This is a genomic window from Stanieria cyanosphaera PCC 7437 (assembly GCF_000317575.1).
Taxonomy (GTDB): domain Bacteria; phylum Cyanobacteriota; class Cyanobacteriia; order Cyanobacteriales; family Xenococcaceae; genus Stanieria; species Stanieria cyanosphaera.
Window position 1 is genome coordinate 1192492 of sequence record NC_019748.1, and the last position, 23664, is coordinate 1216155.

The 23664-nt window shown below is 35.8% G+C and carries 22 protein-coding genes and 1 pseudogene; 13 read left to right on the top strand and 10 right to left on the bottom strand.

Annotated features, from left to right (window positions below; genetic code table 11):
- The first annotated feature begins 158 nt into the window (after positions 1-158).
- The 8 genes from STA7437_RS05245 (at position 159) to STA7437_RS05280 (ending at position 6433) form a co-directional block, all read left to right on the top strand.
- Complete coding sequence (locus tag STA7437_RS05245) at positions 159-1832, top strand: ABC transporter substrate-binding protein (protein WP_015192332.1); 1674 nt, start codon at positions 159-161, stop codon at positions 1830-1832.
- Between the two features lie 348 nt (positions 1833-2180).
- The gene (locus STA7437_RS05250) at positions 2181-2399 is read left to right on the top strand and encodes a type II toxin-antitoxin system HicB family antitoxin (protein WP_015192333.1); all 219 of its coding nucleotides are present in this window, start codon (positions 2181-2183) and stop codon (positions 2397-2399) included.
- Positions 2400-2405: 6 nt separating this feature from the next.
- Positions 2406-2636: a type II toxin-antitoxin system HicA family toxin gene (locus STA7437_RS05255; RefSeq protein ID WP_015192334.1), complete on the top strand. Its 231-nt coding sequence runs from the start codon at positions 2406-2408 to the stop codon at positions 2634-2636.
- Between the two features lie 302 nt (positions 2637-2938).
- On the top strand, positions 2939-3922 hold the full coding sequence (locus STA7437_RS05260) for a glycosyltransferase family 2 protein (protein ID WP_015192335.1): 984 nt from the start codon (positions 2939-2941) through the stop codon (positions 3920-3922).
- Between the two features lie 151 nt (positions 3923-4073).
- Positions 4074-4712, top strand: coding sequence for a hypothetical protein (locus tag STA7437_RS05265; RefSeq protein WP_015192336.1), 639 nt, complete (start codon positions 4074-4076; stop codon positions 4710-4712).
- 88 nt (positions 4713-4800) lie between these two features.
- On the top strand, positions 4801-5115 hold the full coding sequence (locus tag STA7437_RS05270; RefSeq protein ID WP_015192337.1) for a carbon dioxide-concentrating mechanism protein CcmK: 315 nt from the start codon (positions 4801-4803) through the stop codon (positions 5113-5115).
- Positions 5116-5338: 223 nt separating this feature from the next.
- Positions 5339-5689: a carbon dioxide-concentrating mechanism protein CcmK gene (locus STA7437_RS05275; RefSeq protein WP_015192338.1), complete on the top strand. Its 351-nt coding sequence runs from the start codon at positions 5339-5341 to the stop codon at positions 5687-5689.
- Positions 5690-5968: 279 nt separating this feature from the next.
- The gene (locus STA7437_RS05280) at positions 5969-6433 is read left to right on the top strand and encodes a DUF29 domain-containing protein (RefSeq protein WP_015192339.1); all 465 of its coding nucleotides are present in this window, start codon (positions 5969-5971) and stop codon (positions 6431-6433) included.
- A gap of 10 nt (positions 6434-6443) precedes the next feature.
- On the opposite strand, the gene STA7437_RS05285 is transcribed toward STA7437_RS05280, so the two are convergent.
- The 4 genes and pseudogenes from STA7437_RS05285 to STA7437_RS05300 form a co-directional block, all read right to left on the bottom strand.
- Positions 6444-6935: a hypothetical protein gene (locus tag STA7437_RS05285; protein ID WP_015192340.1), complete on the bottom strand. Its 492-nt coding sequence runs from the start codon at positions 6933-6935 to the stop codon at positions 6444-6446.
- A gap of 197 nt (positions 6936-7132) precedes the next feature.
- On the bottom strand, positions 7133-7597 hold the full coding sequence (locus STA7437_RS05290) for a hypothetical protein (protein ID WP_015192341.1): 465 nt from the start codon (positions 7595-7597) through the stop codon (positions 7133-7135).
- A gap of 212 nt (positions 7598-7809) precedes the next feature.
- A complete protein-coding gene (locus STA7437_RS05295) occupies positions 7810-9537 on the bottom strand; it encodes an ABC-F family ATP-binding cassette domain-containing protein (RefSeq protein ID WP_015192342.1) in 1728 nt (575 codons plus the stop codon).
- 176 nt (positions 9538-9713) lie between these two features.
- Positions 9714-10042 (bottom strand): annotated as a pseudogene (locus STA7437_RS05300) (zinc ribbon domain-containing protein); the annotation flags it as partial.
- Positions 10043-10121: 79 nt separating this feature from the next.
- Between STA7437_RS05300 and STA7437_RS05305 the strand changes: the two are divergent.
- The 4 genes from STA7437_RS05305 (at position 10122) to mgtE (ending at position 16433) form a co-directional block, all read left to right on the top strand.
- On the top strand, positions 10122-11714 hold the full coding sequence (locus STA7437_RS05305; RefSeq protein WP_015192343.1) for a hypothetical protein: 1593 nt from the start codon (positions 10122-10124) through the stop codon (positions 11712-11714).
- Positions 11715-11774: 60 nt separating this feature from the next.
- Complete coding sequence (locus STA7437_RS24710) at positions 11775-12485, top strand: GDSL-type esterase/lipase family protein (protein ID WP_015192344.1); 711 nt, start codon at positions 11775-11777, stop codon at positions 12483-12485.
- A gap of 260 nt (positions 12486-12745) precedes the next feature.
- The gene (locus tag STA7437_RS05315) at positions 12746-14740 is read left to right on the top strand and encodes a protein-arginine deiminase family protein (RefSeq protein WP_015192345.1); all 1995 of its coding nucleotides are present in this window, start codon (positions 12746-12748) and stop codon (positions 14738-14740) included.
- Between the two features lie 295 nt (positions 14741-15035).
- Entirely contained in the window at positions 15036-16433 is a 1398-nt protein-coding gene (gene mgtE / locus STA7437_RS05320; RefSeq protein WP_015192346.1) for a magnesium transporter, read from the top strand.
- Here the strand turns inward: mgtE and STA7437_RS05325 are convergent.
- Both STA7437_RS05325 and STA7437_RS05330 read right to left on the bottom strand, forming a co-directional pair.
- Positions 16430-18484 (bottom strand): thioredoxin domain-containing protein, encoded by a 2055-nt coding sequence (locus STA7437_RS05325; RefSeq protein ID WP_015192347.1) that lies wholly within the window; start codon positions 18482-18484, stop codon positions 16430-16432. The two genes, mgtE and STA7437_RS05325, sit on opposite strands and share 4 nt — an antisense overlap.
- Before the next feature lie 159 nt (positions 18485-18643).
- Positions 18644-19354, bottom strand: a complete 711-nt coding sequence (locus STA7437_RS05330; RefSeq protein ID WP_015192348.1) for a Crp/Fnr family transcriptional regulator — start codon at positions 19352-19354, stop codon at positions 18644-18646.
- Between the two features lie 106 nt (positions 19355-19460).
- On the opposite strand from STA7437_RS05330, the gene STA7437_RS05335 reads away from it, so the two are divergent.
- Positions 19461-19901: a GNAT family N-acetyltransferase gene (locus tag STA7437_RS05335; protein WP_015192349.1), complete on the top strand. Its 441-nt coding sequence runs from the start codon at positions 19461-19463 to the stop codon at positions 19899-19901.
- 176 nt (positions 19902-20077) lie between these two features.
- Here the strand turns inward: STA7437_RS05335 and STA7437_RS05340 are convergent, their stop codons facing one another.
- From STA7437_RS05340 to STA7437_RS05355, 4 genes are all read right to left on the bottom strand, one after another.
- Entirely contained in the window at positions 20078-20320 is a 243-nt protein-coding gene (locus STA7437_RS05340; protein WP_015192350.1) for a hypothetical protein, read from the bottom strand.
- A gap of 74 nt (positions 20321-20394) precedes the next feature.
- A complete protein-coding gene (locus tag STA7437_RS05345) occupies positions 20395-20766 on the bottom strand; it encodes a hypothetical protein (RefSeq protein ID WP_015192351.1) in 372 nt (123 codons plus the stop codon).
- 46 nt (positions 20767-20812) lie between these two features.
- Positions 20813-22531 carry an ABC1 kinase family protein gene (locus tag STA7437_RS05350; RefSeq protein WP_051036093.1) on the bottom strand — a complete coding sequence of 573 codons (1719 nt, stop codon included), beginning with the start codon at positions 22529-22531 and terminating at the stop codon, positions 20813-20815.
- Positions 22532-22709: 178 nt separating this feature from the next.
- Positions 22710-23456 (bottom strand): ABC transporter ATP-binding protein, encoded by a 747-nt coding sequence (locus tag STA7437_RS05355; RefSeq protein WP_015192353.1) that lies wholly within the window; start codon positions 23454-23456, stop codon positions 22710-22712.
- Between the last annotated feature and the right edge of the window lie 208 nt (positions 23457-23664).

A 23664-nucleotide genomic window follows, 5' to 3' on the forward strand; every position in this document is an offset into this window, starting at 1 on the left:
ATATCCGAAATAAATTAAATAATCGAAACTAACGCCTTTTGATCAAGCTTGAAAAACCTAAAAGTAAAATTAAGTTTAAAGTTGCGTTCACGACAAAAGCCTACAAATCGATTAACCTTGATTGTGCGAGATCAATCTATTTAGTCTTACCAGCGACAATGATCGGTAATAGGTTTTCTTTTTCTAGACGAAAATTAGCTAAATACTTCGGTTTATTTTTCCTTTGCTTTACCTTAGCAGTAGGTTGTAATAATCAATCAACTCAAACACCAAACCAAACTAATAATACTCCTGATAATAATCGGATTTCGATAGGTACAACTCTTAAACCCCGTACTCTCGATCCTGCCGACAGCTACGAATTAGCAGGATTAAATATTATTTATAATGTTGGCGAAAGTCTTTATAGTTATGAATTAGGTACTACTGAGATTAAACCATTGTTAGCTACAGAAATGCCCAAAGTGAGTGAAGATGGTTTGACTTATACTATTTCTTTGCGTCAGGGAGTCAAGTTTCAAGATGGTACTCCTTTTAATGCAAAAGCAATGGAATTTTCCCTCAATCGTTTTATAGCTAATGGTGGTAAACCTGCTTTTTTATTAGCTGATGTGGTTGAAGGTGTGGCAGCGACAGGAGAATACGAACTAACGATTAAATTAAAACAACCTTTTGCAGCCTTTCCTGCTTTGTTGGCTTTTCCTGGTGCTTGTGCTGTTTCTCCTCAAGCTTACAAAATTGGTGCAGGAGAATTTTTACCTAATCAATTAATTAGTACTGGTAAATATAAATTAGCTCAGTTTAATAGTGATTCGATTAGTTTAGATGTAAATGAAAATTATTGGGGGGAAAAACCAGCTAATCAGGGCATCAATATGCAGATTTATGCAGGAAATTCGGCTAATTTATTCAATAGTTTTCGTACTGGGGCGATAGACGTAGCTTATCAATCTCTAGAACCCAATCAAATTCAAAATCTACTTGATAATACAGAGAAAAATCAAGGACAAGCGCGCTGCTCCGCAGATCACTGCGCGATCGCAGGATCAGGAACAGTAGTAAATTATTTAGTATTGAATTTAAATCAAGAACCTTTAAATAAACCAGAAGTAAGAAGTGCGATCGCATCAGTGATAGATCGTGGTTTAATTAATCAAAGAGTTTTACAAAATCAAGGTGAACCTGTTTATAGTTTAGTAGCAACTGCCTTTGATAGTTATACACCTACCTTTAAAGATGCTTACGGTGACGCTAATGTAGCTAAAGCCAAGGAATTATTAACTAAAGCTGGTTATTCAGTTCAAAATCCCGCTACTATCGAAATTTGGTATCCTTCTGGTTCAATTACCCGCAGTATTGTGGCGGAAACTTTGAAAGCTTTTGTCGAACAAGAATTAGGAGGAATGCTGGAATTTATACCCCAAAGTGTTGAATCTGCTTCCTTTTTTGGCAATATCAGTAAAGGAGTTTATCAATCTGCTTTAGCGGATTGGTATCCCGATTTTCTCGATCCCGATAATTATTTGCAACCATTTATGAGTTGTAGTAAAGGTACAGTAGCCAAAGGTTGTGAAACAGGGGCAGCACAAAGTCGAGGTTCTTTTTATTATAGCGATCGCGCTAATCAATTAATCAATCAATCGAGAAAAGAACAAAATCCCGAAACTCGTCAAGCAATTTTTGTTCAATTACAAGAACTTCTTGCCCAAGACGTACCTTATATTCCTTTATGGCAAACGAAAGATTATGCCTTCGCTCAAAATGGTATTACGGGCGTTACGATTAATCCCAGTCAGAATTTTCCTTTTTGGACAATTAAGCGAGGAGCATAATTTTCTTTCTTAAGTATTGATTATCGAATCGATCTCTCATCTTTTGCATTTGGGATGCTGAAATTTTGTTTTCCAATGTGCGATCACGGATAAGCTACTCCATCTAGTAATAAAGAGAGATCTCGCTCAAACGCGAGGCACTACGCGTACGCGCTAACGCAAGGGTGGACAAAAATCAAAGAGAAAAAAGCTTTTCAGGTTAAAGGATTTGCCTACTTACAAATATCATTATTCTCCAACTCTGTCCGAAATTTCAGGAAAATCAATCGCTTTAACTCTTCTTTCTCTAGAATAAAATAAAAATGGGGAGTTTAATTAACTAAATAGAAGAGATAGAAATAGATAGAAATGGAAAAAATTATTAACTTGCACATCGAGAAACTCCCAGAAGGTTATTATTTAGCAACAACAGATGACCTTCAAGGGCTGGTTGTTCAAGGTAAAACTATTACCGAAACTCTAGAAATTGCGCGTGATGTTGCCCAAAAACTTCTCGAATCTCAAACAGATACAAGCCTAAATCCTATTGCCGAATCCTTTGATTATCCCTTGGTGATTGGTCAGTAATTAATCATGGGAAGACTGGCAGGATTTAAATATCGCAAAATCACTAAGGTTCTACGGGAATTTGGATTTGAGTTTCACCGTCAGGCTGCGGGTAGTCACGAAATTTGGTTTAACTCAGAGACAAATCGATACACGACAATTCCCAACCATCGAGGAGATATGCCTGAAGGAACATTAAGGGCTATTTTAAAGCAAGCAAATATAGATCCAGAGGATTTCCTGCAAAAAGCTCACTAGCCAAGGCGCGGAGCAAACTCCTCGCTCCGCGCAGTCGCGCGCGCGCCAACGCAAGAGTGGGCAAAAATCAAGGAGAAAAAAGCGTTTCAGGTTAAAGAATTTGCCTACTTAAAAAGATCGTTATTCTCTCAATCAAAGCGGTTTCAGCTTCGCTGAGGCACTTTGTGGTCTCGCCAAAGGCGAGGCGCAGAGCGATCGCTTAAATAATTTTTCCATAAAGATCTGAAATTACAAGCCATAGGATAAGCTAAGGGACATCTAATTTATGAATGTTGAATCTGAGAATTTAATCTTCAACACAGATGACAAAACTAATTATTCAAATTCCTTGTTATAACGAAGAAGCAACCTTAGGATTAACTCTTTCTCAGTTACCCCGTCACATAGCTGGTGTCGATCAAGTAGAGTGGTTAATCATTAATGATGGTAGTCGCGATCGCACTGTAGAAGTCGCCCAAGCTTGTGGTGTCGATCATATTGTGAATTTTCAACACAATCAAGGTTTAGCAAAAGGTTTTATGGCGGGGTTGGAAGCTTGTTTGCAAGCAGGGGCAGATATTATTGTCAATACTGATGCGGATAATCAATATTGTGCTGAAGATATTCCCAAACTAATTCAACCTATTTTAGATGGTGAGGCAGAAATAGTGATTGGTGCAAGACCGATTACAGAAATTAAAGACTTTTCTCCTCTCAAAAAATTCTTACAACAATTTGGTAGTTGGGTGGTTCGTCTAGCGAGTAAAACTGATATTCCCGACGCGCCTAGTGGTTTTCGTGCTATTAGTCGCGAAGCAGCTTTAAGATTAAATGTTTTTAATGAATACACTTATACTTTAGAAACAATTATCCAAGCTGGACAAAAAGGAATTGCCATTACCTATGTTCCCATTAGAACGAATAGTTATTTGCGTCCATCAAGATTAGTCAAAAGTATCCCTGCTTACGTTCAGCGATCGATTATTACTATTGTTCGGATTTTTATGACTTATCGTCCTCTTCAATTCTTTATGATGTTGGGGAGTGTACCTTTTAGTTTAGGTTTTCTTTTATGTCTCCGTTGGTTAATTTTATTTTGGGGAATTGTGGGCAACGATCCTACTAAGTCTCGTGTTCCTAGTTTAATATTGGCAGCGATTTTAATCTTAATTGGTGTGCAATTATGGATTTTTGGCTTAATAGCAGATTTATTAGCTGTTAATCGTAAATTATTAGAAGATATCCAGTTGAGAATGCGTCGTAGTGAATTGAAATCAAATCGAGAAACCAGCAGAATTTTCAAATAAGTTTCTTTTTTAACTAAAATGTCAGCCAGAATTCCCTATCCTTTTATAAGCTGGGGTAGTTCATGAACATAAACTAAATTAAAATACTCAAATCGCCAGTAGAGCTACAATTCAGATAAGTGATAAGCAAAAACTCGATCGCGCTGGATTGATGACATACACAACTCAAGACTTAATCGAAATACTCGATCGCGAACTAAAAGCCAACTGGAAAGGTGAACGTATTGTCTTGTCATCGGAAGAGAGAATTAATAATCCAGTTGTAGCTAAATTTCTCAACATGGATCGAGTCAGTAAAGTCTTTGCTTATCAAGATTTTCGTCGTCAAGTCCACGAATATCAGCAAGAACACCAAGTTTCGGGAATTATCTGGCACAATTGCACTTTTCGAGGCAAAACAATTAAATATCCAGAAGTTTACAATCAATTGATTCCGATTGAAGGAGATAAAGAGATTTTGATGTGCGCCAAAGAATCAATCCTTGCTTTTTGGTACGAAGTTACTGAAGGAATGAATTTTTGGCTAGCTAATGCATTAAAAAAAGGTAATCACTTAAGTGTAAAAACTGATGAAACAATTAACAGTATTCATCAGCAAATTAGTTCTGAATATGCAAATAAAATAGTTAGACAAGCAGAATGGGCAGAAATTGATGCTTCTCTGACCGAAGTTTACTTAGGTTTATGTTGGGGCGATCCTTTAGAATATCGTTATCAATGGGCAAAACCTAAATCAGGATGCGATCGCATTATTGCAGCCGAGACTGAACCAAGTTCGATCAAAATATAGTAATTTGGAGATTTTAAATCTATAATTCACCATTGAACCTGATCAATGATTGTTATTATTTTTCTACCAGGATTTTAGGAGCAAAACTATGTCCCAACAAGAAGCAGTGGGCGTGATCGAGACTTTGGGTTTTCCTTCGATTTTAGCAGCAGCAGATGCGATGGTTAAAGGTGGTCGTGTTACGTTAGTTTATTTTGATAAGGCAGAAAAAGGTAATTTTATTGTTGCTATTCGTGGCGGAATTTCCGAAGTTGAACCAGCAATGGCAGCAGGTTTAAAAGCAGCAGAAGAAACTTTTGGTGGTCAAGTTATGAGTCATTATACAGTACCCAATCCACCAGATAATGTCGTCGCTGTTTTACCTATCGATTATACTGACAAAGTTCAGGAGTTTCGCTCTTAATCACAACTATATTCAAAAAGCCAAAGAACAGTTAAAATTAAGGTTCGTAACCGATAATATTCAAAGTTATTCCACAGTAGTCAGTCACAAGTTAATTAGCAACTCTATTCTTAAGCATAAGATTGTCTGATAACTGTACAGACCTAGCATGCTACGTCTCTACTGATAACTGTAAATGTTACTCTTGATTTAATTTATTCATAACTGATAAAGGAGATAATTTATGCCAGCGCAACAGGCAGTTGGAGCGATCGAAACAAAAGGTTTTCCAGGTATTTTAGCAGCAGCAGATGCGATGGTTAAAGCTGGTCGAGTTACTCTGGTAGGCTACATTAGAGTTGGTAGTGCGCGCTTTACCGTAAACATTCGTGGTGATGTTTCGGAAGTTAAAACTGCTATGGATGCTGGAATCGAAGCAGTAAAAAAAACTGAAGGTGCTGCTTTAGAATCTTGGGTGATTATTCCCCGTCCTCATGAAAACGTAGTTGCAGTTTTACCTATTGATTATAGCGAAGCGGTTGAGCCTTATCGTCAAAGAGTCGAAGGCAGAGTTCTTCCTATCGCTCGTAGCTAAAGTATTTTCAGTTAATTTAGCTTTGCAAGTGGGAAATGCAAAGTTCCCAAGTCGAAAAGGGGCTGATCAACCGAATAATTCGGCAAATAGCCCCTCATGAAAACAAACTCTTAAATCAATGTAGTACAACACGTTCTGTATAGACTTCAAAAGAATTACCATCAAGTAAAACTGACAGTTTTTGTGTAACAGGTGAGCGGACTTAAAATAGGTAAAAAGACCCAAACCTTACCAAACATTGAAGTATTTGAACTCAAATACAATAACTGGAGTTTAAATATGACTACTCAACTGTCATCAAATATTAATAGCAATAATCTTTATGAGCGCGATTATTATCTTTGGTTATCACACACTGCCCAACTCATTAAGGAAGGTAAATTCTCGGAAGTAGATACAGCTAAATTAATTGAAGAAATCGAAGATACAGGCAGGAGTGAGAAACGTGCAATCAAAAGCAATTTAGTTATTTTGCTACTTCATCTACTTAAATATAAATATCAACCAGCTAAAAGAACTAATAGTTGGAAAGCTAGTCTGAGGAAGCATCGAAGAAGATTAAGAGATGATTTTCAAATAAGTCCAAGCTTAAAACGTTATTTTGAAGAAGTTTTTGACGAATGTTACCAAAATAGCAGAGAACAGGCTGCAGATGAAACGGGATTACCCCTTAATACTTTTCCAACTCTTTCCCCTTTTACACCTGAACAATCTCTTAATCCTGACTATTTACCTGAAAATTAACATCATTGTACTAATAATCACTAGCAAATAATCTTCTTTTGATTGCTCTAATATAAAGAAAAATTGGAAATTGATAGTATTCAATAACTAACCAAACTAAACAAAATAGGTGAGAAAAAAACGTTAAGATTAGCCAAACTAGAGGCAACCAAGAAAGAGGACTATCTGGTAAAGGCGGAAATAAATAAGCACCTATGCCAATAATTCCTGTCGGAAATAAAACAAAAATTAATCCTGCAATTAAATAACCCCAACCTAATTCTGCACCTTCGCGTTGAATTCCTTTCCAGTTTTTACCATTCCAATACCAACTCAAAGGAAGCTGACTATCTGCCATTTTTAATACCTGTTTATCAAAATTAGTAGTAAAAATATGCTGGCAAAAGTTACAAGCAAAAGTTTCCATTAACAACATGGAAGAAATTTCCCCGTGACGACATACTGGACAAGGATAAGTACCTTTGTCATGAAAGCGATCGCTGTGTGAATGTGCTTTGAGCATAGACAGAGTAAGTGGTTAAACTTAATTGAGTCGACTATTGAAGATTGAATTTCATTATAGTTAGATTTACTCAAGCTCAAACTACTCAATTTCAATTTGATATAAATATTAATTAGATCCGTTATTTATTTTGCACTTTTTCTACTGTAAAAAAATATTTTTTTCAAGTAATTTTAAAAAAAGTTATTGAATTATCTTTAAGCAAGATCGGGTGGTATTTGTTGAAGTTGTTGAATTTGTTGAAAAATCAAACCATCAAGGCGATCGCGTTGAATTTCTACTGCTTGAGTTAGATTACCAGGAGTATCAAAAAAAATAATACTATCTATTTGTTGAACAGAAAATAATTCAAATAAAAGATGAGTCACAGGTATAGGAACAGCTAAGATATCAGGATCATCACTGCCTTGGAAAGTTGCAGCATCTTTTACGGTTGTAAAAGCATAAATTACCCGTTTTTCTTGACTAGTTTCCTGATTATTCTTAATTGTTATTAATACCCAATCTTGGGAGAAATTTTGTAAAACAAAATACTCTAAATGATTTAATTGTTGAGCCAATAATTTTAAAACTGGTGCAACTGCTTTTTCTATCACTATTGGAGCAATACCTAACTCAGCAGCATCTTTAGTTAAAGTTTGTAATTGTTGTTCTAATTCCATAATTGATTGCTTCAATTAGCCACTGTATCAGAAACTGTTGGTTAAATAAAAGTCAAGTTTAAATTTTTTACTTTTGTAGAAACATAACATTTTGCGGTGAGACTCTGCGCCACGCCAGTCGCTCCACTTGGGGATACCCCAAGACCGCGCTGGCTCACCTGCGGGCGCAAAGGAACGCTCACCAAGACACGTCTCTAATTTTTAATTTTGACCTACCTTGCTGTTGCTTTAGATTTATTTTTCTTTTGTTTTTGTTTTTCTGCTTGCTTGGCTTTTTTTCCTGCTTGTTTAGCAGCTTTTTTTTCAGCTTCGATTCGTTGTCTTTCTTTTTCTTTTTCTTCGGCAATTTTATTTAAATAATAATGGTAGTCTCCTGCATAAACTAATAACTCTCCTTCTCGAATTTCCACAATTTTATTAGCTACTTGAGAAATAAAATAGCGGTCATGGGAAACAATAATTGCCGTTCCATCATAATTTTGTAATGCTTCTTCGAGCATTTCTTTAGCAGGAATATCAAGATGATTAGTAGGCTCATCTAAAATTAATAAATTAGCTGGTTGCAAAAGCATTTTAGCTAAAGCCAAACGAGCTTTTTCGCCTCCACTAAGAGCTTTGACTTGTTTAAAAACAGTATCGCCACTAAATAAAAATCTACCAAGTAGAGTACGAACTTCTTCATTTTTCCAGTCAGGAACTTCATCATGAATTGTCTCCATGACAGTTTTTTCTAAATCTAAAGCTTCCGCTTGGTTTTGTTCAAAATAACCAGGAATGACGTTATGTTTACCCAGAGTAATCATTCCTGATTCTGGTTGTTCCATGTCCATCATCATGCGTAATAAAGTAGATTTACCAGCACCATTAGGCCCTAAAATCGCAATGCGATCGCCTCTTTCAATAGTTAATTCTGCACCTAAAAATAAAATATTATCGTTGTAACTATGAGTTAAATCTTCAATAATTACTACCTCTCTACCACTACGAGGAGAAGCAGGAAAACGAAATTTAAGAGTCTTTAAATCTGAAATTGGTGCATCAACTAAATCTATTTTTTCTAATTGTTTTTCTCTACTTTTGGCTTGGGTACTACGGGTGGCACTAGCACGGAAACGTTCAATAAATTCTTGTTGTTTGGCAATTTCTTTTTGTTGTCTTTCGTAAGTTGCAGCTTGTGCTTCTTTTAACTCTAATTTCTGTTGTAAATAAGCTGAATAGTTACCCAAATAAGTTGTAGAGATTCCTCGTTCAGTTTCAACAATTTTTGTACAAAGACGATCTAAAAATTCGCGGTCGTGGGAAACAATTACCATCGGAGTATTAATACCCTTGAGATAATTTTCTAGCCATTCAATTGTTTCTAAATCTAAATGGTTGGTTGGCTCGTCTAGTAGTAATAAATCAGGTTCTTGTAGTAAAATTTTTCCTAAGCTGATCCGCATTTGCCAGCCACCACTAAAAGAACTTACTAGTCTTTCTCCATCTTCGCTAGTAAATCCCATTTCGGGAAGAATTTTTTCAATTTGTGATTCCAAAGTATAGGCATCTAAAGCTTCAAATTTTCGCTGTAACTTATCTAATTTATGAATTAATTTATTTAATTCTTCTGGTTCAGCAGTTTCCATTTCATGGTGTAATTGATTTAAAGCTTGTTGTACCTCATTTGCCTCAGTAAACACTGTCCAAAATTCTTCTTTTACTGTCCGAGTAGGTTCAACTTCAAACTCTTGAGTCAGATAAGCTATTCTTAAGCTAGCAGGGCGGATCACTTCACCTGCAGTAGGTTCAACTTCTCCAGTAATAATTTTTAGTTGAGTAGATTTTCCTGCGCCATTAACCCCAACTAAACCTACTCTTTCTCCTGGTTTAACTTCCCAGGTGACATCTTTGAGAACTTCTCCTGTAGAATAAATCTTACTGATGTGTTCAAGTCGTAGCATTAAGAGTCTCCTGGGTCTATCAATTTTTCTGAAAACTTGTTAATAAATTTTATCTTATTGATTACTAAGATATTTAAACGGTATTGCTAAACAAGTCCGCGCTTAAGACTAGCAAATAAATAAAGAAGAAAAAGAGAACCAAGTCATAGTTACTAATTTTGTAGACAAATATCTACTCAAGCTTTATAAGGTTTAAACCTTAATGGGCTAACTACAAGCCTGTCTATTGAGTTTCTATCAAAGATAGAGTCCTCAACTACTTTTCTCATTATGTTTAATGCACCGTTTAAATCGCACAATAACGTTTACCGCTATTCGATTTAAACAAACCTCGTTTAACTCTTTTACCTAAGTACTTTTCTTGCTTCCCTATTGACTCTAAATCAAAGAAACTGCACTTAGAGGTATAACTTTCCTCAACTAGGCTTACTCCTATCCCTGCCATTAAAGCTTTATATTCTAATTGCTGAATAAAGCGTGCATGAGGAAAGTTAGTAAAGTTCTCTTTCATTAGAGAGATGATTATTTAGATATAAACCTTATATTCTACAACTATATATACAAAGTTAAAATATTACTAAATCATGGTAGATTTGGCAAATGATCCAAATGCTAAATTATTAGGGGCAGGCAGGTCTGGGAAAGTTTTTTTAATTAGAAACCAGACAGGTTTATTAGCAAGAAAAATATTTTACGCTGATAAAGTAGCTTATTTAATACATTATTTTTTCTTTGGTTCTCCAAATCCTTATATTTGGAATGAAGATGCTATTAATTGTGCTTTTTATCGCCGTAGAATTCTTAGTTATTTGGTGCAGTTTTGGTTCGATCAAGACTTAAGAGTTGCAGAGGCAATTAGTACAAGTTGGAACCAAAAGTTTAAAGCCTATCAAATGGATACAGAATTTATCCAAGGAAGACACGTAGCACTCCGACAACCTTTGAACCAAGAAAGAATAGGAGAATTATCTACTTTAGTTCACCATATTATGATACCTCTACAAAACAAATTAATTCAAGCAGGCTTTGATGGATTAGTTTGGCAAGCAGGTAAAGGAACACCTACAGCTTTAAATAATTTTCTCTTAACCAGTAACATTTCTGATCAATATAGTTTTGTTTGGATCGATTTAGAGTCAGGTGTACCAGCTTTATTTCCCTTAAATTTTTTGGCATTAATTTCATTCTACTTACCTAAATCAATTAAACATGGACGCGCATTGTTTGATGATGTAGATACTCAGAAGTTAAAACAATATGTTAACAATTTTCAGGTTAACTTGAAACAAACAATAGGAACTCAACAATTTAATGAACTTGTCGAATACATCGATCAATTAGAGTTGCATCAAAAAAAATGGAAATCCATGAAAAGAGTTGATCGAAGTATTCAATATCAACTCAAAAAAGAATTAATTACCAAACAACAAGCTAGTTGGTATTCAAACCATCCATTACTTTGGTATAGACGAGAATTTTTCCGCATTTTAGGAGAAGTTTTCAACAATGTTTTAATTAAATTACCTATCCGTATATTTAATAAACTGATACAAATTCGCTATAAACTTTTTGTGTCGAGATTTAGAAAATTTCTTTTTTCTCAACGCTACCGATTAACCATAGCTAAAAATTATGTGGCCAAACGTATTAATATTTGGCAAGATAGAAAACAGCTAAAAAATGAAGAAGCCGATGATTTCTTAAAGCATCTAAATCGTGAAACCAGCAGTGAATATTTAAATGATTTTGGTGTTCATCTTGGCATTAAGATTTTGATTAAAATTACTGAATATTTAGTTATACCGCTACTATATTTAATTGGCTTAATTGATGAGCTATTTTTTATTACCTGGCTGATTTTAGGAGGGCCAATCTATCGAACTGTGTATACCTCTTGGAGAGTAATTCAATCATTTATAAACAGAAAAGAAATTCCTTGGATTGCTTTTTTAGTTGGATTAATACCTACAATTGGTATTTTGGCTTATCCCTGTCAGCTTATTTATTCAGCACAAGGTAAAAAGAAAAAGATTGCTCAATTTATTGTGTACGATTTCTTTAGTGTAATCGGAGAAAAAATTCCTGGATGGGGCGGAACAGATACTCAAACAGAACACTTTTTTAATCATCTCGCCGATAAAATTGCTCGTCACAAAAATCGGACAAAAAGTTTGTAAATTATCAAATTTGAAATTTAAAAATTGTTTTTGCTTTTGTTTCAATTCTTGTAAAGATTGATGAAAAATAATTTTCAACTCTGGTGTATCGGTTTGTGCTATAGCTCTTTACTGGTTTTAACAAGCTGTCAGCCCAACCAAGAACTTAATAATATTAATGTTGAGAATTTCACGGTTGAGCAAGATGTTAACAATTTACGTCGTGGCAAGGGTTCGCCAATTATTGTCTTTGGGGATAGTATCACTGCGGGTGCAGGAGTAGGAACAGAGGCTGCTTATCCCCATATTCTGAGTACTAGTTTAGATCTACTAATTTTAAACCAAGGCAGAGGTGGTGATACAACAGCAACAGCCTTGACTCGCTTACAGCAAGATGTGCTTTCCCAAGAGCCTTGGCTAGTAATTGTTGCCCTTGGAGGTAATGATTTTTTACAACAAGTTCCCCTAGCACAAACAGAACAAAATCTCAGACAAATTATAACTCGCATTCAACAGGCAAGGCACTGTGCGATCGCGGTTGTGCTTGGGATGAATGTCGAACCGTTTAATGGAGATTACAAAAAAATGTATGAACGGGTGGCAAAGGATACTCAAGCTTATTTAATTCCTGAGGTTTTAGCTGGTTTAAACAACCCACGCTATCTATACGATAGAATTCACCCTAATCAAATAGGACATCAAATTATAGCTAACCGAATTGCTCAAAGGTTAACTCTACTTTTGGATAAAGCAACTTTTCCAACCAATTACTCATGCGTTTCAATAAGGTAAAAAGGTAAAGATTAACCATACCAAACTTGTAATTTGTAATTATTATTCACTTTTGAGTCACATTTGTTTTCTAAGCTTTTTTAGAGCCATTTTGTAAAGCTCAAACATAAATGTTAAGAATTAAAGCTTCAGCATTGATGTCTATTTTCTCTATTTATTTAGAATAAAAGGTTGTCTGTATTCGTTTTTTTTGCCCTTCTTAATTAAGATTTTTACTTGCATAATTCTGTTGTTCAATTTAAATATAGGAGTTGGAATGAATGAGACGTTTTTTCCCCACTAAAACACTTAATAACTGTCACTCAAGTTCTCAAGAAACACACCAAGAGTATGAAGATATTATTGTTGTAGATCAGCCAATGCAAATTTCTTTAAACAATCTTGCACCTTCCGATCAAGCAATAGTTAGTTTTAAAACACGAGGAGAAATCGAAGTTTACTCTAGCACAAACCAACTGATTACTAGCTTAAATCCTGTTCCTGTTAGGGAAATACCAGAAATTACTTTACTAGCGAGAACTTTTAGCGATCGCATTTTAGACCGTTGTTTACAAATAACTTTTCAAGATGATGCTTGTTGTCAACTAAGTCAAGTTTTAATCAAACTAACCTGTGTGCGAATTTGTTTAGATGTGGATGCGGATCGAGATGGGGTAATTGAAGAAGATCATCCCCATAAAGGAGATTGGCAATGGGGGATTAATGGCCATGGTGCAGTCTTATTAGTCAATAATGATCGCGGTCTTAATTATTCCGATGAGCAACAGAAACAAGAAGATCAATCTATTCAAAGACTACTAGCTCTCAAAGATTTGAGCTTTATGAGTGTTCGTCGAGTTGGCTTAAAAAAGTTACCTGCCGAGTGTCAACTTTGCCTGTCAGTCGATCAAGATATTGCTAAACGTATTCGTATTTATGATCAATTAGAGCAAAGAGGAGATCAGTTAATTGGTTCGGGAAAAGCAACAGCCCAACTTAAGGATACGGATCGAGACATTATCCTAGCTATTGAAGGACTCAGTTATCCTGATTTTGATTTCGATGGCATGGTTGAGATTACTTTAAGTCTGGTGAAACAGGGAGAAATACTCTACAGCGATCGCGTAATTTTTCGAGTCGCACCTTGGATCATGACTCCTAATACCTTAGCTCCAATTACTGTTTTTGTTTCTCGTTTATCAAATGGAAAAAACGAACAATTTATCGACGAACTCAGAAAAGTTGTCGGCAAAGCCAATGCACAAATAGATCCTGTTCCTTTTGAGTTTCATCAAGATGATCCTTGGATGCGAGACGAAATTGAAATTGGTTACACTCAAGCACCTGGACACTTCATACACGTAATACTTGATTCACCACGCGATCGCGGATTAGATCATTTTGCTCAACGTCAATTAATCGGAACTGATTTTGGTTATGTAGTTCGCAAAAGTCGTTATTGCGCGACAAAATTAGATTCTTTTGGCAATTTAGAAGTTTCTCCACCAGTAACCGTAAATGGGATTAATTATCCCTTTGGTCGTCTAATCTTTGGAGGAACACGTCCAGAAATTATTCATCAACCGCGTCGTATGTTAAAAGTTGTGCGGGATTTTCTTTACGCTCAAAAAATTCAAGCCCCCTTGGAAATCTTTTCCGATTGGTTAAGTGTAGGACATATAGACGAATTCATGACTTTTGTTCCTGCATCAACAAGTAAAGGATTTAAATTACTTCTAGCTAGTACTGACAAGTCTTATGAGCTTCTTAAACAGTTACGCGATCAAGGACAGGCTCAGATATTGTTACGACAAGGAAAACAACTTAATGACCAACCTGCTGATATTAGTGTGGCAGATGTTCTCAATAATCAAGAGTTAACTAGCCAAAACCAACGTTTTCAAGAATATATTAACTGGAATCGAGAGGTTTTGAAACAGGAATTAGGTTTAGATGAGGAAGATATTATCGACATACCTGCTTTGTTTCAAGATGATGGCGATGGGCGTGCCGAAACCTTTTTTCCCAACATGGTCAATCTAATCGTTCTCAATCAGCATCTTGCTATTCCCAAACCATTCGGGCCAAAAATCAAGGATCAATGTCAATTTGAAGCTTATGTTAAAAGAGTTTTAGAACCTTTGGGTAAAGAATGTCACTTTATTGATGATTGGGAGCCTTATTTTCGCGGTGGTGGAGAAATTCATTGTGGTACTAATACCAGACGACAACCGTTTACTCAAAAATGGTGGGAAATTGAACCGAATTTTCTTTAGGCATATTATTTGAGGCTATAGAAAGACTCACTGTCATTTTTGATTCACATTTATTGTTAATACTGTAGCTACGGCGAATTTGATTGGCTATGAGTCATAAAGTGAAGTAGTAATTCGCTTTGTGAAGCAATAGTTAATATGCTTCCTTAAACCCATATTTTTGAAATTTTGTTGAGTAATATGCGGGGTTTAAGAATTTTTTGATTTGCCAAAGTAGAAATTTTTGAGTTCAGTCGTATAGTTTTTTTGTATTAATCTGGCAAAATTGGCATTAACTTGATCAAGGAGATTTGTTTTGGCTGAAAATCAACCTTTTTCTTTACGGCAATCAAGTATTTCTCGACAAGAACTGGTCGAGTTAGTAAGATCGCAACTTGAAGCCTTACTACAACAGGGGAACTTCCCAGGAGCAAAAGCTTTATTAGTACCTGTCCAACCTGCGGATATTGCCGAAGCTATTGAAGGTTTGCCAAAGGCGATGCAGGCTATTGCTTTCCGTCTACTTTCCAAGCAAGAAGCAATTGAAGTCTATGAATATCTTGACCCTAGTGTCCAGCAGTCTTTGATTACAGAATTGAGAGATCAAGAAGTCTTAGATATTGTAGACAAAATGTCGCCAGATGACCGAGTAAGATTATTTGACGAGTTACCTGCCAAAGTTGTTCGGCAACTACTGCAACAATTAAGTCCATCAGAACGTGAAGCAACTTCCTTACTTTTAGGCTACAAAGTAGGTACTGCTGGTCGGATCATGACCACAGAATACCTAGCAGTGAAAGAAGATTTAACAGTTAGCCAAACTATCGAGCGGGTTAGGGTTTTAGCTAATACTAGCGAAATTATTTACTATCTGTATGTAACTGACAGAGAACGTCGTCTTACAGGAATTGTTTCCTTTAGAGATTTAGTGATTGCCTCCTCAGAACAAAGACTGAGTGAAATTATGACCCGTGATGTAATTTTTGTTCACACAGATACAGATCAAGAAGAAGTAGCCCAAATTATTCAACGTTACGATTTAGTAGCTGTGCCTGTAGTAGATACAGAAAATCGTTTAGTTGGGATTGTAACGGTGGATGATGTCCTCGATATTGTAGAGCAAGAAGCTACCGAAGACATTTACGCTTTAGGAGGAGTGGAAGCTGGCGACGATAACTATTTCCAGAAAAACATCTTCACAGCAGCGCGCAAACGGGTAGTTTGGTTATTTGTGCTTTTACTTGCTAATACTGGCACTACTGCCGTGATCAGCGCGCAGGAAAATGTATTAGAACAAGTAGTTGCTCTAGCTGCTTTTATTCCTTTATTGATTGATGCAGGAGGAAACGTCGGAGCGCAGTCGTCCACAGTGGTAATTCGAGGACTCAATCTCAAAACTGTAGGAATTAAAAAAGCTTTGCAGGTAATTACTAAAGAAACATTGACTGGGGTGTTATTAGGAGTAATGCTAGGTATTGCCGTAATTTTTTGGGCTTACTTTCTTGAAGGTAGTTTGCCCATAGCACTAACGGTTGGGATTAGTTTAATGGCGATCGCGATTTTAGCTGCTGTATCAGGTTCTGGTTTACCTTTTTTGTTTGGTGCGTTGGGTTTAGACCCTGCTTTGATGTCTGCTCCCTTTATCACTTCGGTAGTCGATGTTTTGGGCGTTTTTATTTATTTAACTTTAGCCAGAACAATTTTACAACTTTAATAATTAAATTGCTTTAGTTGAGCTAATAACTGTTCTTGAGTTTGGGCTGGTTCTAAACAAGTTAAACCACGACAAACTAAACCAATTGCACCATTAGGTAGCTCCGTTTCTAGACGATAAACAGTGGTGGGAAAATATTGAGAAATCAATTTAGATAACTGTTGTGAAGACGTTTTAACTACAGTACCATTGCAAAACCAATCTAATGCCACAAACAGAGTCGGACAAGCTTGAGGCGATCGCGTCATCACACTACTAAAGGCTTGTAAGGCTTGTTCAGCGCGGTCTAAGTATTCCAGATTATCTGTCAGTAGAGACAAACGAACTAAATTGGTAACCGCAACTCCATTCGCAGCAGGAGTAGCATTATCAATATAACTGCGTTCTTGAATTAATAGCTCTTGGTTAGCATCAGTATTGCTGCTGTTGTAGTAACCACCCATTTCATTACTCCACAGCAGTTGATCAAATTCAGTTTGTATTCGCACTGCTTGTTCTAACCATTGGGATTTTTCTGGAGTAGCAGCTTGTAAATCTAACAAAGCTTTAATAAATAGGGCATAATCTTCTGATTGGGCTGGAACTTGCGCTAAACCATCATAATTGAGACGATGAAAACGCTCATCAAGCCATTGATGTTGCAGAATAAAATTAGTCGCAGTAACGGCTAAATCTAAATATAACTGATTCCCAAACACTGCATAAACTCTGGCTAAACCAGAAATTACTATGCTATTCCAAGCCACAATCATCTTGGTGTCTGTTACAGGAGGAATACGCCCTTGCCAAGGTGTTGTTTTAGCTTCGTGATTATTTCTTGCTGGTGTAAAGATAGCTAAAGATTCTTTTGCTTGACCATAACGAATGGTAAATAATTTTTCCAGGGTATTTGTTAAACTATCGGATAAATTTCCTGACTGACGACGTTGTAAAACGTTTTTACCTTCAAAATTTCCCTCTACACTAACCGTAAATTCTGTTTGTAGTTCGGTCAATTCTTCAGCAGTTAAATTATCTGCCAATTCTTGATAATTCCAGACATAAAAAGACCCTTCTTCTGGTTCAACTGCATCTACATCAACAAAACTATCGGCATCTTGAGCAGCATAAAAATAACCATTCGGTGCAGTCATTTCTCGTTTTAGCCAGTTTACTGTCTCTGTAACAGCCAAAGCAATTTCAGGTTCTTGACAGCCTGCACTCCATAAATTAGCCAAATATTCCAAAATTTGCCCATTATCGTAGAGCATTTTCTCAAAATGGGGAACTGTCCATGTTGGATCTACCGTGTAGCGATGAAAACCTCCTCCAACATGATCGTAAATTCCACCTAAAACTAAGTCTTTGCCTCGTTGCCAGGATAACTCTTGAGGATTATATCGAAACTCTTGCTTAAATCGACTTCCTTGTAACGCTAAAGTTGCATAGGGAATCATCGGAAAACTAGGACGACCAAGATCGTTAGGACTAATGACTCCTGTATTAGTTTCTATTCCTGCAAATAATAACTGTTTAGTTAACGAATCTGGAGTTTCTAAAGGTAAAACGGTTGATTGCTGTAAATGACTAAGAATTTCTGTTTTAAAATGTTCTAATTTGGCTTTGTCTTCTTGATAAAAACGCAATACTGCTTGCAAAACATCTAAAAAACCAGGTCGATTGTAACGAGGTTGTAGCGGAAAATAAGTACCACCATAAAAAGGCACTAAATCACCCGGAGTCAAAAAGATATTCAGAGGCCAACCACCTTGACCAGTCATCATTTGCACAGCTTGCATATAAATGCTATCTAAGTCTGGTCGTTCTTCTCGGTCGACTTTGATTGCCACAAAATTAACGTTGAGATACTCTGCGATCGCTTGATCTGAAAATGCTTCACCTTCCATCACTGTACACCAGTGACAGCTAGAATAACCAATTGACAATAAAATCGGTTTATCTTCCCGTTCAGCCTTACTTAAAGCTTCATCACACCAATACCACCAATCTATTGGATTATCTGCGTGTTTACGAAGATACAAACTTTGGGTTGAAGTAAGACGATTAGGCATGAATAAAAATTATCGATATTCTTTGAATATTTCCGAATCTACAGAAGATGGTAAAACATATTTAATCTTTTTTCTATGAAAATCTATCCTTGGATAGGCATTAATTTTAAAGAATGATCTATAGACATATATACAGAAAAATCAAGCTAACTAAGACAATTAAGTTTCATTTTTCAAAGCAATCTTTTCTAATTCTTGCCAGTTTTTAATAATTATCTTGCCTCCTCTTTGATAGGTTATAAATTGATTCATTTTTTTAAATAAACGGACACATTCTTCATAGGTAATTCCTATACTTCTAGCTAGTTGATAATAAGAAATATTGACATTGAGACAATCTCCTTGTTCAACAGAATGAGTACCATCTCGATGAGCATAATATTGAATCAAACGAATCAATCTTGCGATCGCTCTTTCGGAAATCAATCCGTGTACTGTGTTATGAAGTTGTTGCAAACGTTGATTAAAAATTTCTAGTATTCGCAAAGCTATTTCTGGAGTGTGGCGAATTGCCTCTAACAAAGCCTCTCGTTCAATATTTAAAACTTGCGAGTCTACTTGACAAACTACCGTTGCTGGTGAGATGCCATTGCCAAATATTGCAGGTGCAGCAAAAATTTCTCCTGCGGGAATTAATCTGACAAAAGTTTCTTTGCCATTAGTCGCAGTTTTTTTAATTTGTAGAATACCTTCAATTAAAACATATAGTTGAGTCGGAAGGCGATCGCCTTCTTGCATGACAATCTCATCTTTTTGGTATTCTTTAACGTAACTATAAGGAATTAAACTTTCTAATTGATTAGTTTCTAAATCGTGGAAAATTGAAATTTGTTTAAATTGTTCAATTGACGAGCAACCTTTAAAAAGCATCGATCAACAATAAATTTAATTTTGAAAAAATAGCTTCTAAAATTGAAAGAAAAATTGCTATATATTTTAATTAACTCTTATTTGCCTGTGAATTATTTTAAAAAAGATGGAAATTTTTCTAGCTCATTTGGAGCATCTTGAGGAAGTTTCGAGGTTGTTTGATCAATATCGCACTTTTTATCGGCAACCTTCTGATCTCAAAGCAGCGACACAATTTCTTCAAGAGCGTTTTCAGAAAAATGATTCCATTATCTTTTTAGCATCTGACAGAGGAAAAATGGTTGGGTTTACCCAGCTTTATCCTAGTTTCTCTTCAGTATCGATGAAACAAGTTTGGATTTTGAATGATTTATTTGTAGAAGAAACCAGTCGAAAAAAAGGAATTGCCAAATTACTTATGGATGCAGCAGAAGACTTTGCTCGACAAACAAAAGCGATCCGAATTGTTTTAGCAACACAAACTTTTAATCTGGCAGCACAATCGCTTTACAAATCGCGTGGATATACTAAGGATGATGAATTTGAGCATTATACCTTACATTTATAGCGACAGTAGAAAATTAATCTCAAATCTGTTAACCCGTTGAGATAAAGTTTTATCCAATTATCTTCTTCTGCCTTCTACTTTTTACTTTGATCCTTCGTTTCACGTTTCTGACGCCGAAGCGCTTTTTACTTTCTCTACTCAGATTATGGTTATTTAACAGGATGTGATCTTAAAATCTATTTAGAGCCAAATTGCTGAAAGATTTTACTACTTAACCAACTCAAAATTGCTCCTAAAAAAAGGATACCAATTGCAGGATTAAATAAAGGTTGCCAGAGTTGATACCAAAGATCAAAACCAAGTGGTACACCCATAGAACGACCCAAAACAGCGATCGCAAACCAAATAAAACCAAAAATTACCAGAAAGACATCTGCAATCAAAAGACGATTTAACCAAGTTGAAAATTGTTCTTTCATGGGTTTAGTTATTTTGTTTGGAAAATATACTGTTTTAATTTACTACAATTGGTAATCCTCTCTTTGCTAAATTTTTAATTAAAAGCGTCTAAATCTAGAGCTTTAGAACCACCTTTTTGCAACTCCAACAACACCTCTTTTAATTGAGTCCAGACTAAAGCACCAGTACCAATTGTCAAAGGAAGAGTTACACCATAAGCAGAAATTGGACCGAAACCAAATATCAGTAAACCACCAGCTAAAAATACCCAAATTCCTAAGCAAATACCCCAATAGCTAAATCTTATATCAAAGCCTTCTAGTTTATACAAATCTTGGTCAGTACGATTTTTAGACCATTTTTGCATTCTTTGTTCAATTAGAGTTTGAAAAGTCAAACCAGAGGTTACGCCAATAAACAGTCCAAACAAAAGTATTAAAAATGGCGGTTGGGGAAAGTAATACATATATTACACTTCTTACTAAACGAATAGGAAAATATCCCTAATTACTTTAGCTTGAACTGATAGCTGTGGGAATAATTGCTGCAACCCTTTCTAATGAAATCTCTCGAAAATTACTAAAAGCAAAATCAAAGATTTTTTGGGGTTTGAGTTCATCTTTAACTAATCCCCAGAGACGTTGAACTTCTTCTGTATGTAATCTTTCATCTTCTGTCAAAGCCAATAATAACTGTCGACGCAAATATTTACCCTCATCAGAAAGGAGATATTGTAAACCCAGTTGTGCAGTAGGCAATAAATCAAAAGCATCATCCGCTCTTGCGATCGCAATCATGTTTTCTAGTCTTTCCCACTGGAATTTACCGTCTTTGATCAATACTTCTAGTAAACGTTTCCTGAGTTGAGGTGATTCTCCAGTTAGTAGTCTTCTCGAAACATAAGGATAAGATACTTCGACTATTTTAAAGTTGGGATTGAGACTTAACGCCAAACCTTCCTGAGTGATCAGAGAACGAATAATCAGTGCAAATTTGGCAGGAACACGGAAAGGATAATCGTACATCAACTCCGAAAATTCATCTGTAATCGTTTTGAAGTTGAAGTTGACTACGCTTTCTCCCATCGCATTGCCTAAAACTTGTTCTAAAGCAGGAATGATAGGATTAATATCTGTATTAGGAGTGAGAAAGCCTAATTGAACGAAATCTCGTGCTAAAGCTTGATAATCCCGATTAATCAGTTGAACTACTGCACTAGCCAACGTTTCTTTGGTTTCTTCTTCCAACTGATCCATCATGCCAAAATCAATGAATGCCATTTTCCCATCGGGAGTAGCAAACAGATTACCAGGATGAGGATCGGCATGAAAAAAGCCAAATTCTAATAGCTGACGTAACCCTGAAGTCACACCAATTTTAATTAATTGATCGGCATCTAAACCTGCTGCTTCAATGGTGGCAAGATCAGTTAATTTAATTCCGTCGATCCACTCTAAAGTTAAAACACGCTGACTAGTATATCGCCAGTAAATCAAAGGAACTTTAACGTCTAAATCTCCTTGAAAATTAGTCGCAAATTTTTCAGCGTTTCTGGCTTCATTGAGATAATCAATTTCTTCAAAAAGTTTAATTCCAAATTCATCAACAATCAAAGTAAGATCGTGACCTAAATTGAGTGGTAACCAAGGTGCTAACCAAGCAGCCATACAACGCATTAGATAAAGGTCTAAAGCTAAAATTGGTCGTAAATTGGGACGTTGTACTTTGACAGCTACTTCTTCTCCACTATGTAAAACAGCGCGATAAACTTGACCTAAACTAGCTGCTGCGATGGGATTATCAGAGATTTCTCGGTAGGCTTCCCTAACACCATAGCCTAATTCCGATTCAATAATGGTAAAAGCAGTTCGATTGTCAAAAGGCGGGAGTTGGTCTTGTAGTTTAATTAATTCATTGAGAAAATCTTTACGGATTAAATCTGGTCTAGTAGATAAGGCTTGTCCAACTTTAATAAAAGTAGGCCCTAATTTTGTGAGCAACTGACGTAATTCTGTAGCGCGTCGAAGCTTATTTTTCTCTACCTGTTTAGTCCACTTATCCCACTGCAAATGAAAGAAAAAAATTCCAAAAAACCAGATAATCTTAATGCCACGCCAGAAGACTAACCAAGGTCGATAACGATAGTATTCTGCGATCGCTTGAGGATCGTATTTTATTAAAATGTTTTTTTCTTGTCCTTCGATATAAAAATCAGTTTGATGAGGATTCACGAGTTTATTTCTTATCCCTCGCTGCTCGACTGTAGTTTGTTTACTTATTAGTAATTTTAGTATACAAAAATACAAATTACTTAATCTAGTATTTTCTCCTAATTTACCTTTAATTTGCAAAGATTGTTGAAATTGTTCTGTTAAGTTTTACTTAATTTTTCTTCAAAATTTAACTTAATTAAGAAATAACTGCCACTTCTAGCATTTCTTGAGGAGTAAGGTGAGGATAAATCACTTGACCATCACGAAACCAAATAATCCGTTCTGTTTGACGAGCTACTTCTGGTTCGTGGGTAACCATAATTACGGTGATACCGCTATTATGAAGTTCTCCAAAAATATTTAATACTTCTCCAGTAGTCTTGGAGTCTAACGCACCTGTTGGTTCATCTGCTAGAAGTAACAAAGGTCGATTGACAATTGCACGAGCGATCGCAACCCGTTGTTGTTGTCCACCAGAAAGTTGATTAGGTTTGTTATTTAAACGATTTTCTAAACCTACTTTAATTAAAGCTTCTCTGGCGCGATCGCGTCTTTCTGACAATTCAATCCCCGCATAAACCATCGGCAGCATCACATTTTCTAAAGCACTCATCTGAGGAAGAAGATGAAATTGTTGAAACACAAAACCAATCTTACGATTGCGAATTGAAGCTAATTCTTCATCTGACAATCCAGAAACATCAACTTTATCAAGATAATATCTGCCAGCAGTGGGACGATCTAAGCAACCGATAATATTCATGACGGTAGATTTTCCCGAACCAGATGCACCCATAATGGAACAGTATTCGCCTTGATGAATCACTAAATTAACTTTATCTAAAGCATGAACTGTGGTATTGCCACTGCCGTAAATTTTTTCGACATCTTCTAAACGAATAATTACTGGTTGATATTCTGATAAAGGCTTGATTTGATTCATAAGTTATATTAGGTCTAACTTAGTTAAATTTTTAGTGTAAATACAAAAATTAGCCTAACAAAACTAGCTACTAGTTTTCTAATGGGATTTACCCAGGAAGCATTACCAATTAAAGCAAATCCGATAAAAATTTAATATTTCTTGGTCTTTTTTATTGTGACAATTGTTTTAATAAATTTTTGCAAAAAAGATATTTTAAAGTATTTGT

Bases quoted from the DNA above. Each gene is read 5' to 3' on its own strand.
- STA7437_RS24710 (WP_015192344.1), top strand. From the start codon at position 11,775: ATGAAAAATAATTTTCAACTCTGGTGTATCGGTTTGTGCTATAGCTCT.
- STA7437_RS05260 (WP_015192335.1), top strand. From the start codon at position 2,939: ATGACAAAACTAATTATTCAAATTCCTTGTTATAACGAAGAAGCAACC.
- STA7437_RS05355 (WP_015192353.1), bottom strand. From the start codon at position 23,456: ATGAATCAAATCAAGCCTTTATCAGAATATCAACCAGTAATTATTCGT.
- STA7437_RS05285 (WP_015192340.1), bottom strand. From the start codon at position 6,935: ATGCTCAAAGCACATTCACACAGCGATCGCTTTCATGACAAAGGTACT.
- STA7437_RS05325 (WP_015192347.1), bottom strand. From the start codon at position 18,484: ATGCCTAATCGTCTTACTTCAACCCAAAGTTTGTATCTTCGTAAACAC.
- STA7437_RS05280 (WP_015192339.1), top strand. From the start codon at position 5,969: ATGACTACTCAACTGTCATCAAATATTAATAGCAATAATCTTTATGAG.
- STA7437_RS05305 (WP_015192343.1), top strand. From the start codon at position 10,122: ATGGTAGATTTGGCAAATGATCCAAATGCTAAATTATTAGGGGCAGGC.
- STA7437_RS05275 (WP_015192338.1), top strand. From the start codon at position 5,339: ATGCCAGCGCAACAGGCAGTTGGAGCGATCGAAACAAAAGGTTTTCCA.
- STA7437_RS05315 (WP_015192345.1), top strand. From the start codon at position 12,746: ATGAGACGTTTTTTCCCCACTAAAACACTTAATAACTGTCACTCAAGT.
- STA7437_RS05265 (WP_015192336.1), top strand. From the start codon at position 4,074: ATGACATACACAACTCAAGACTTAATCGAAATACTCGATCGCGAACTA.
- STA7437_RS05245 (WP_015192332.1), top strand. From the start codon at position 159: ATGATCGGTAATAGGTTTTCTTTTTCTAGACGAAAATTAGCTAAATAC.
- STA7437_RS05340 (WP_015192350.1), bottom strand. From the start codon at position 20,320: ATGAAAGAACAATTTTCAACTTGGTTAAATCGTCTTTTGATTGCAGAT.
- STA7437_RS05330 (WP_015192348.1), bottom strand. From the start codon at position 19,354: ATGCTTTTTAAAGGTTGCTCGTCAATTGAACAATTTAAACAAATTTCA.
- STA7437_RS05335 (WP_015192349.1), top strand. From the start codon at position 19,461: ATGGAAATTTTTCTAGCTCATTTGGAGCATCTTGAGGAAGTTTCGAGG.
- STA7437_RS05270 (WP_015192337.1), top strand. From the start codon at position 4,801: ATGTCCCAACAAGAAGCAGTGGGCGTGATCGAGACTTTGGGTTTTCCT.
- STA7437_RS05255 (WP_015192334.1), top strand. From the start codon at position 2,406: ATGGGAAGACTGGCAGGATTTAAATATCGCAAAATCACTAAGGTTCTA.
- STA7437_RS05250 (WP_015192333.1), top strand. From the start codon at position 2,181: ATGGAAAAAATTATTAACTTGCACATCGAGAAACTCCCAGAAGGTTAT.
- STA7437_RS05345 (WP_015192351.1), bottom strand. From the start codon at position 20,766: ATGTATTACTTTCCCCAACCGCCATTTTTAATACTTTTGTTTGGACTG.
- STA7437_RS05295 (WP_015192342.1), bottom strand. From the start codon at position 9,537: ATGCTACGACTTGAACACATCAGTAAGATTTATTCTACAGGAGAAGTT.
- STA7437_RS05290 (WP_015192341.1), bottom strand. From the start codon at position 7,597: ATGGAATTAGAACAACAATTACAAACTTTAACTAAAGATGCTGCTGAG.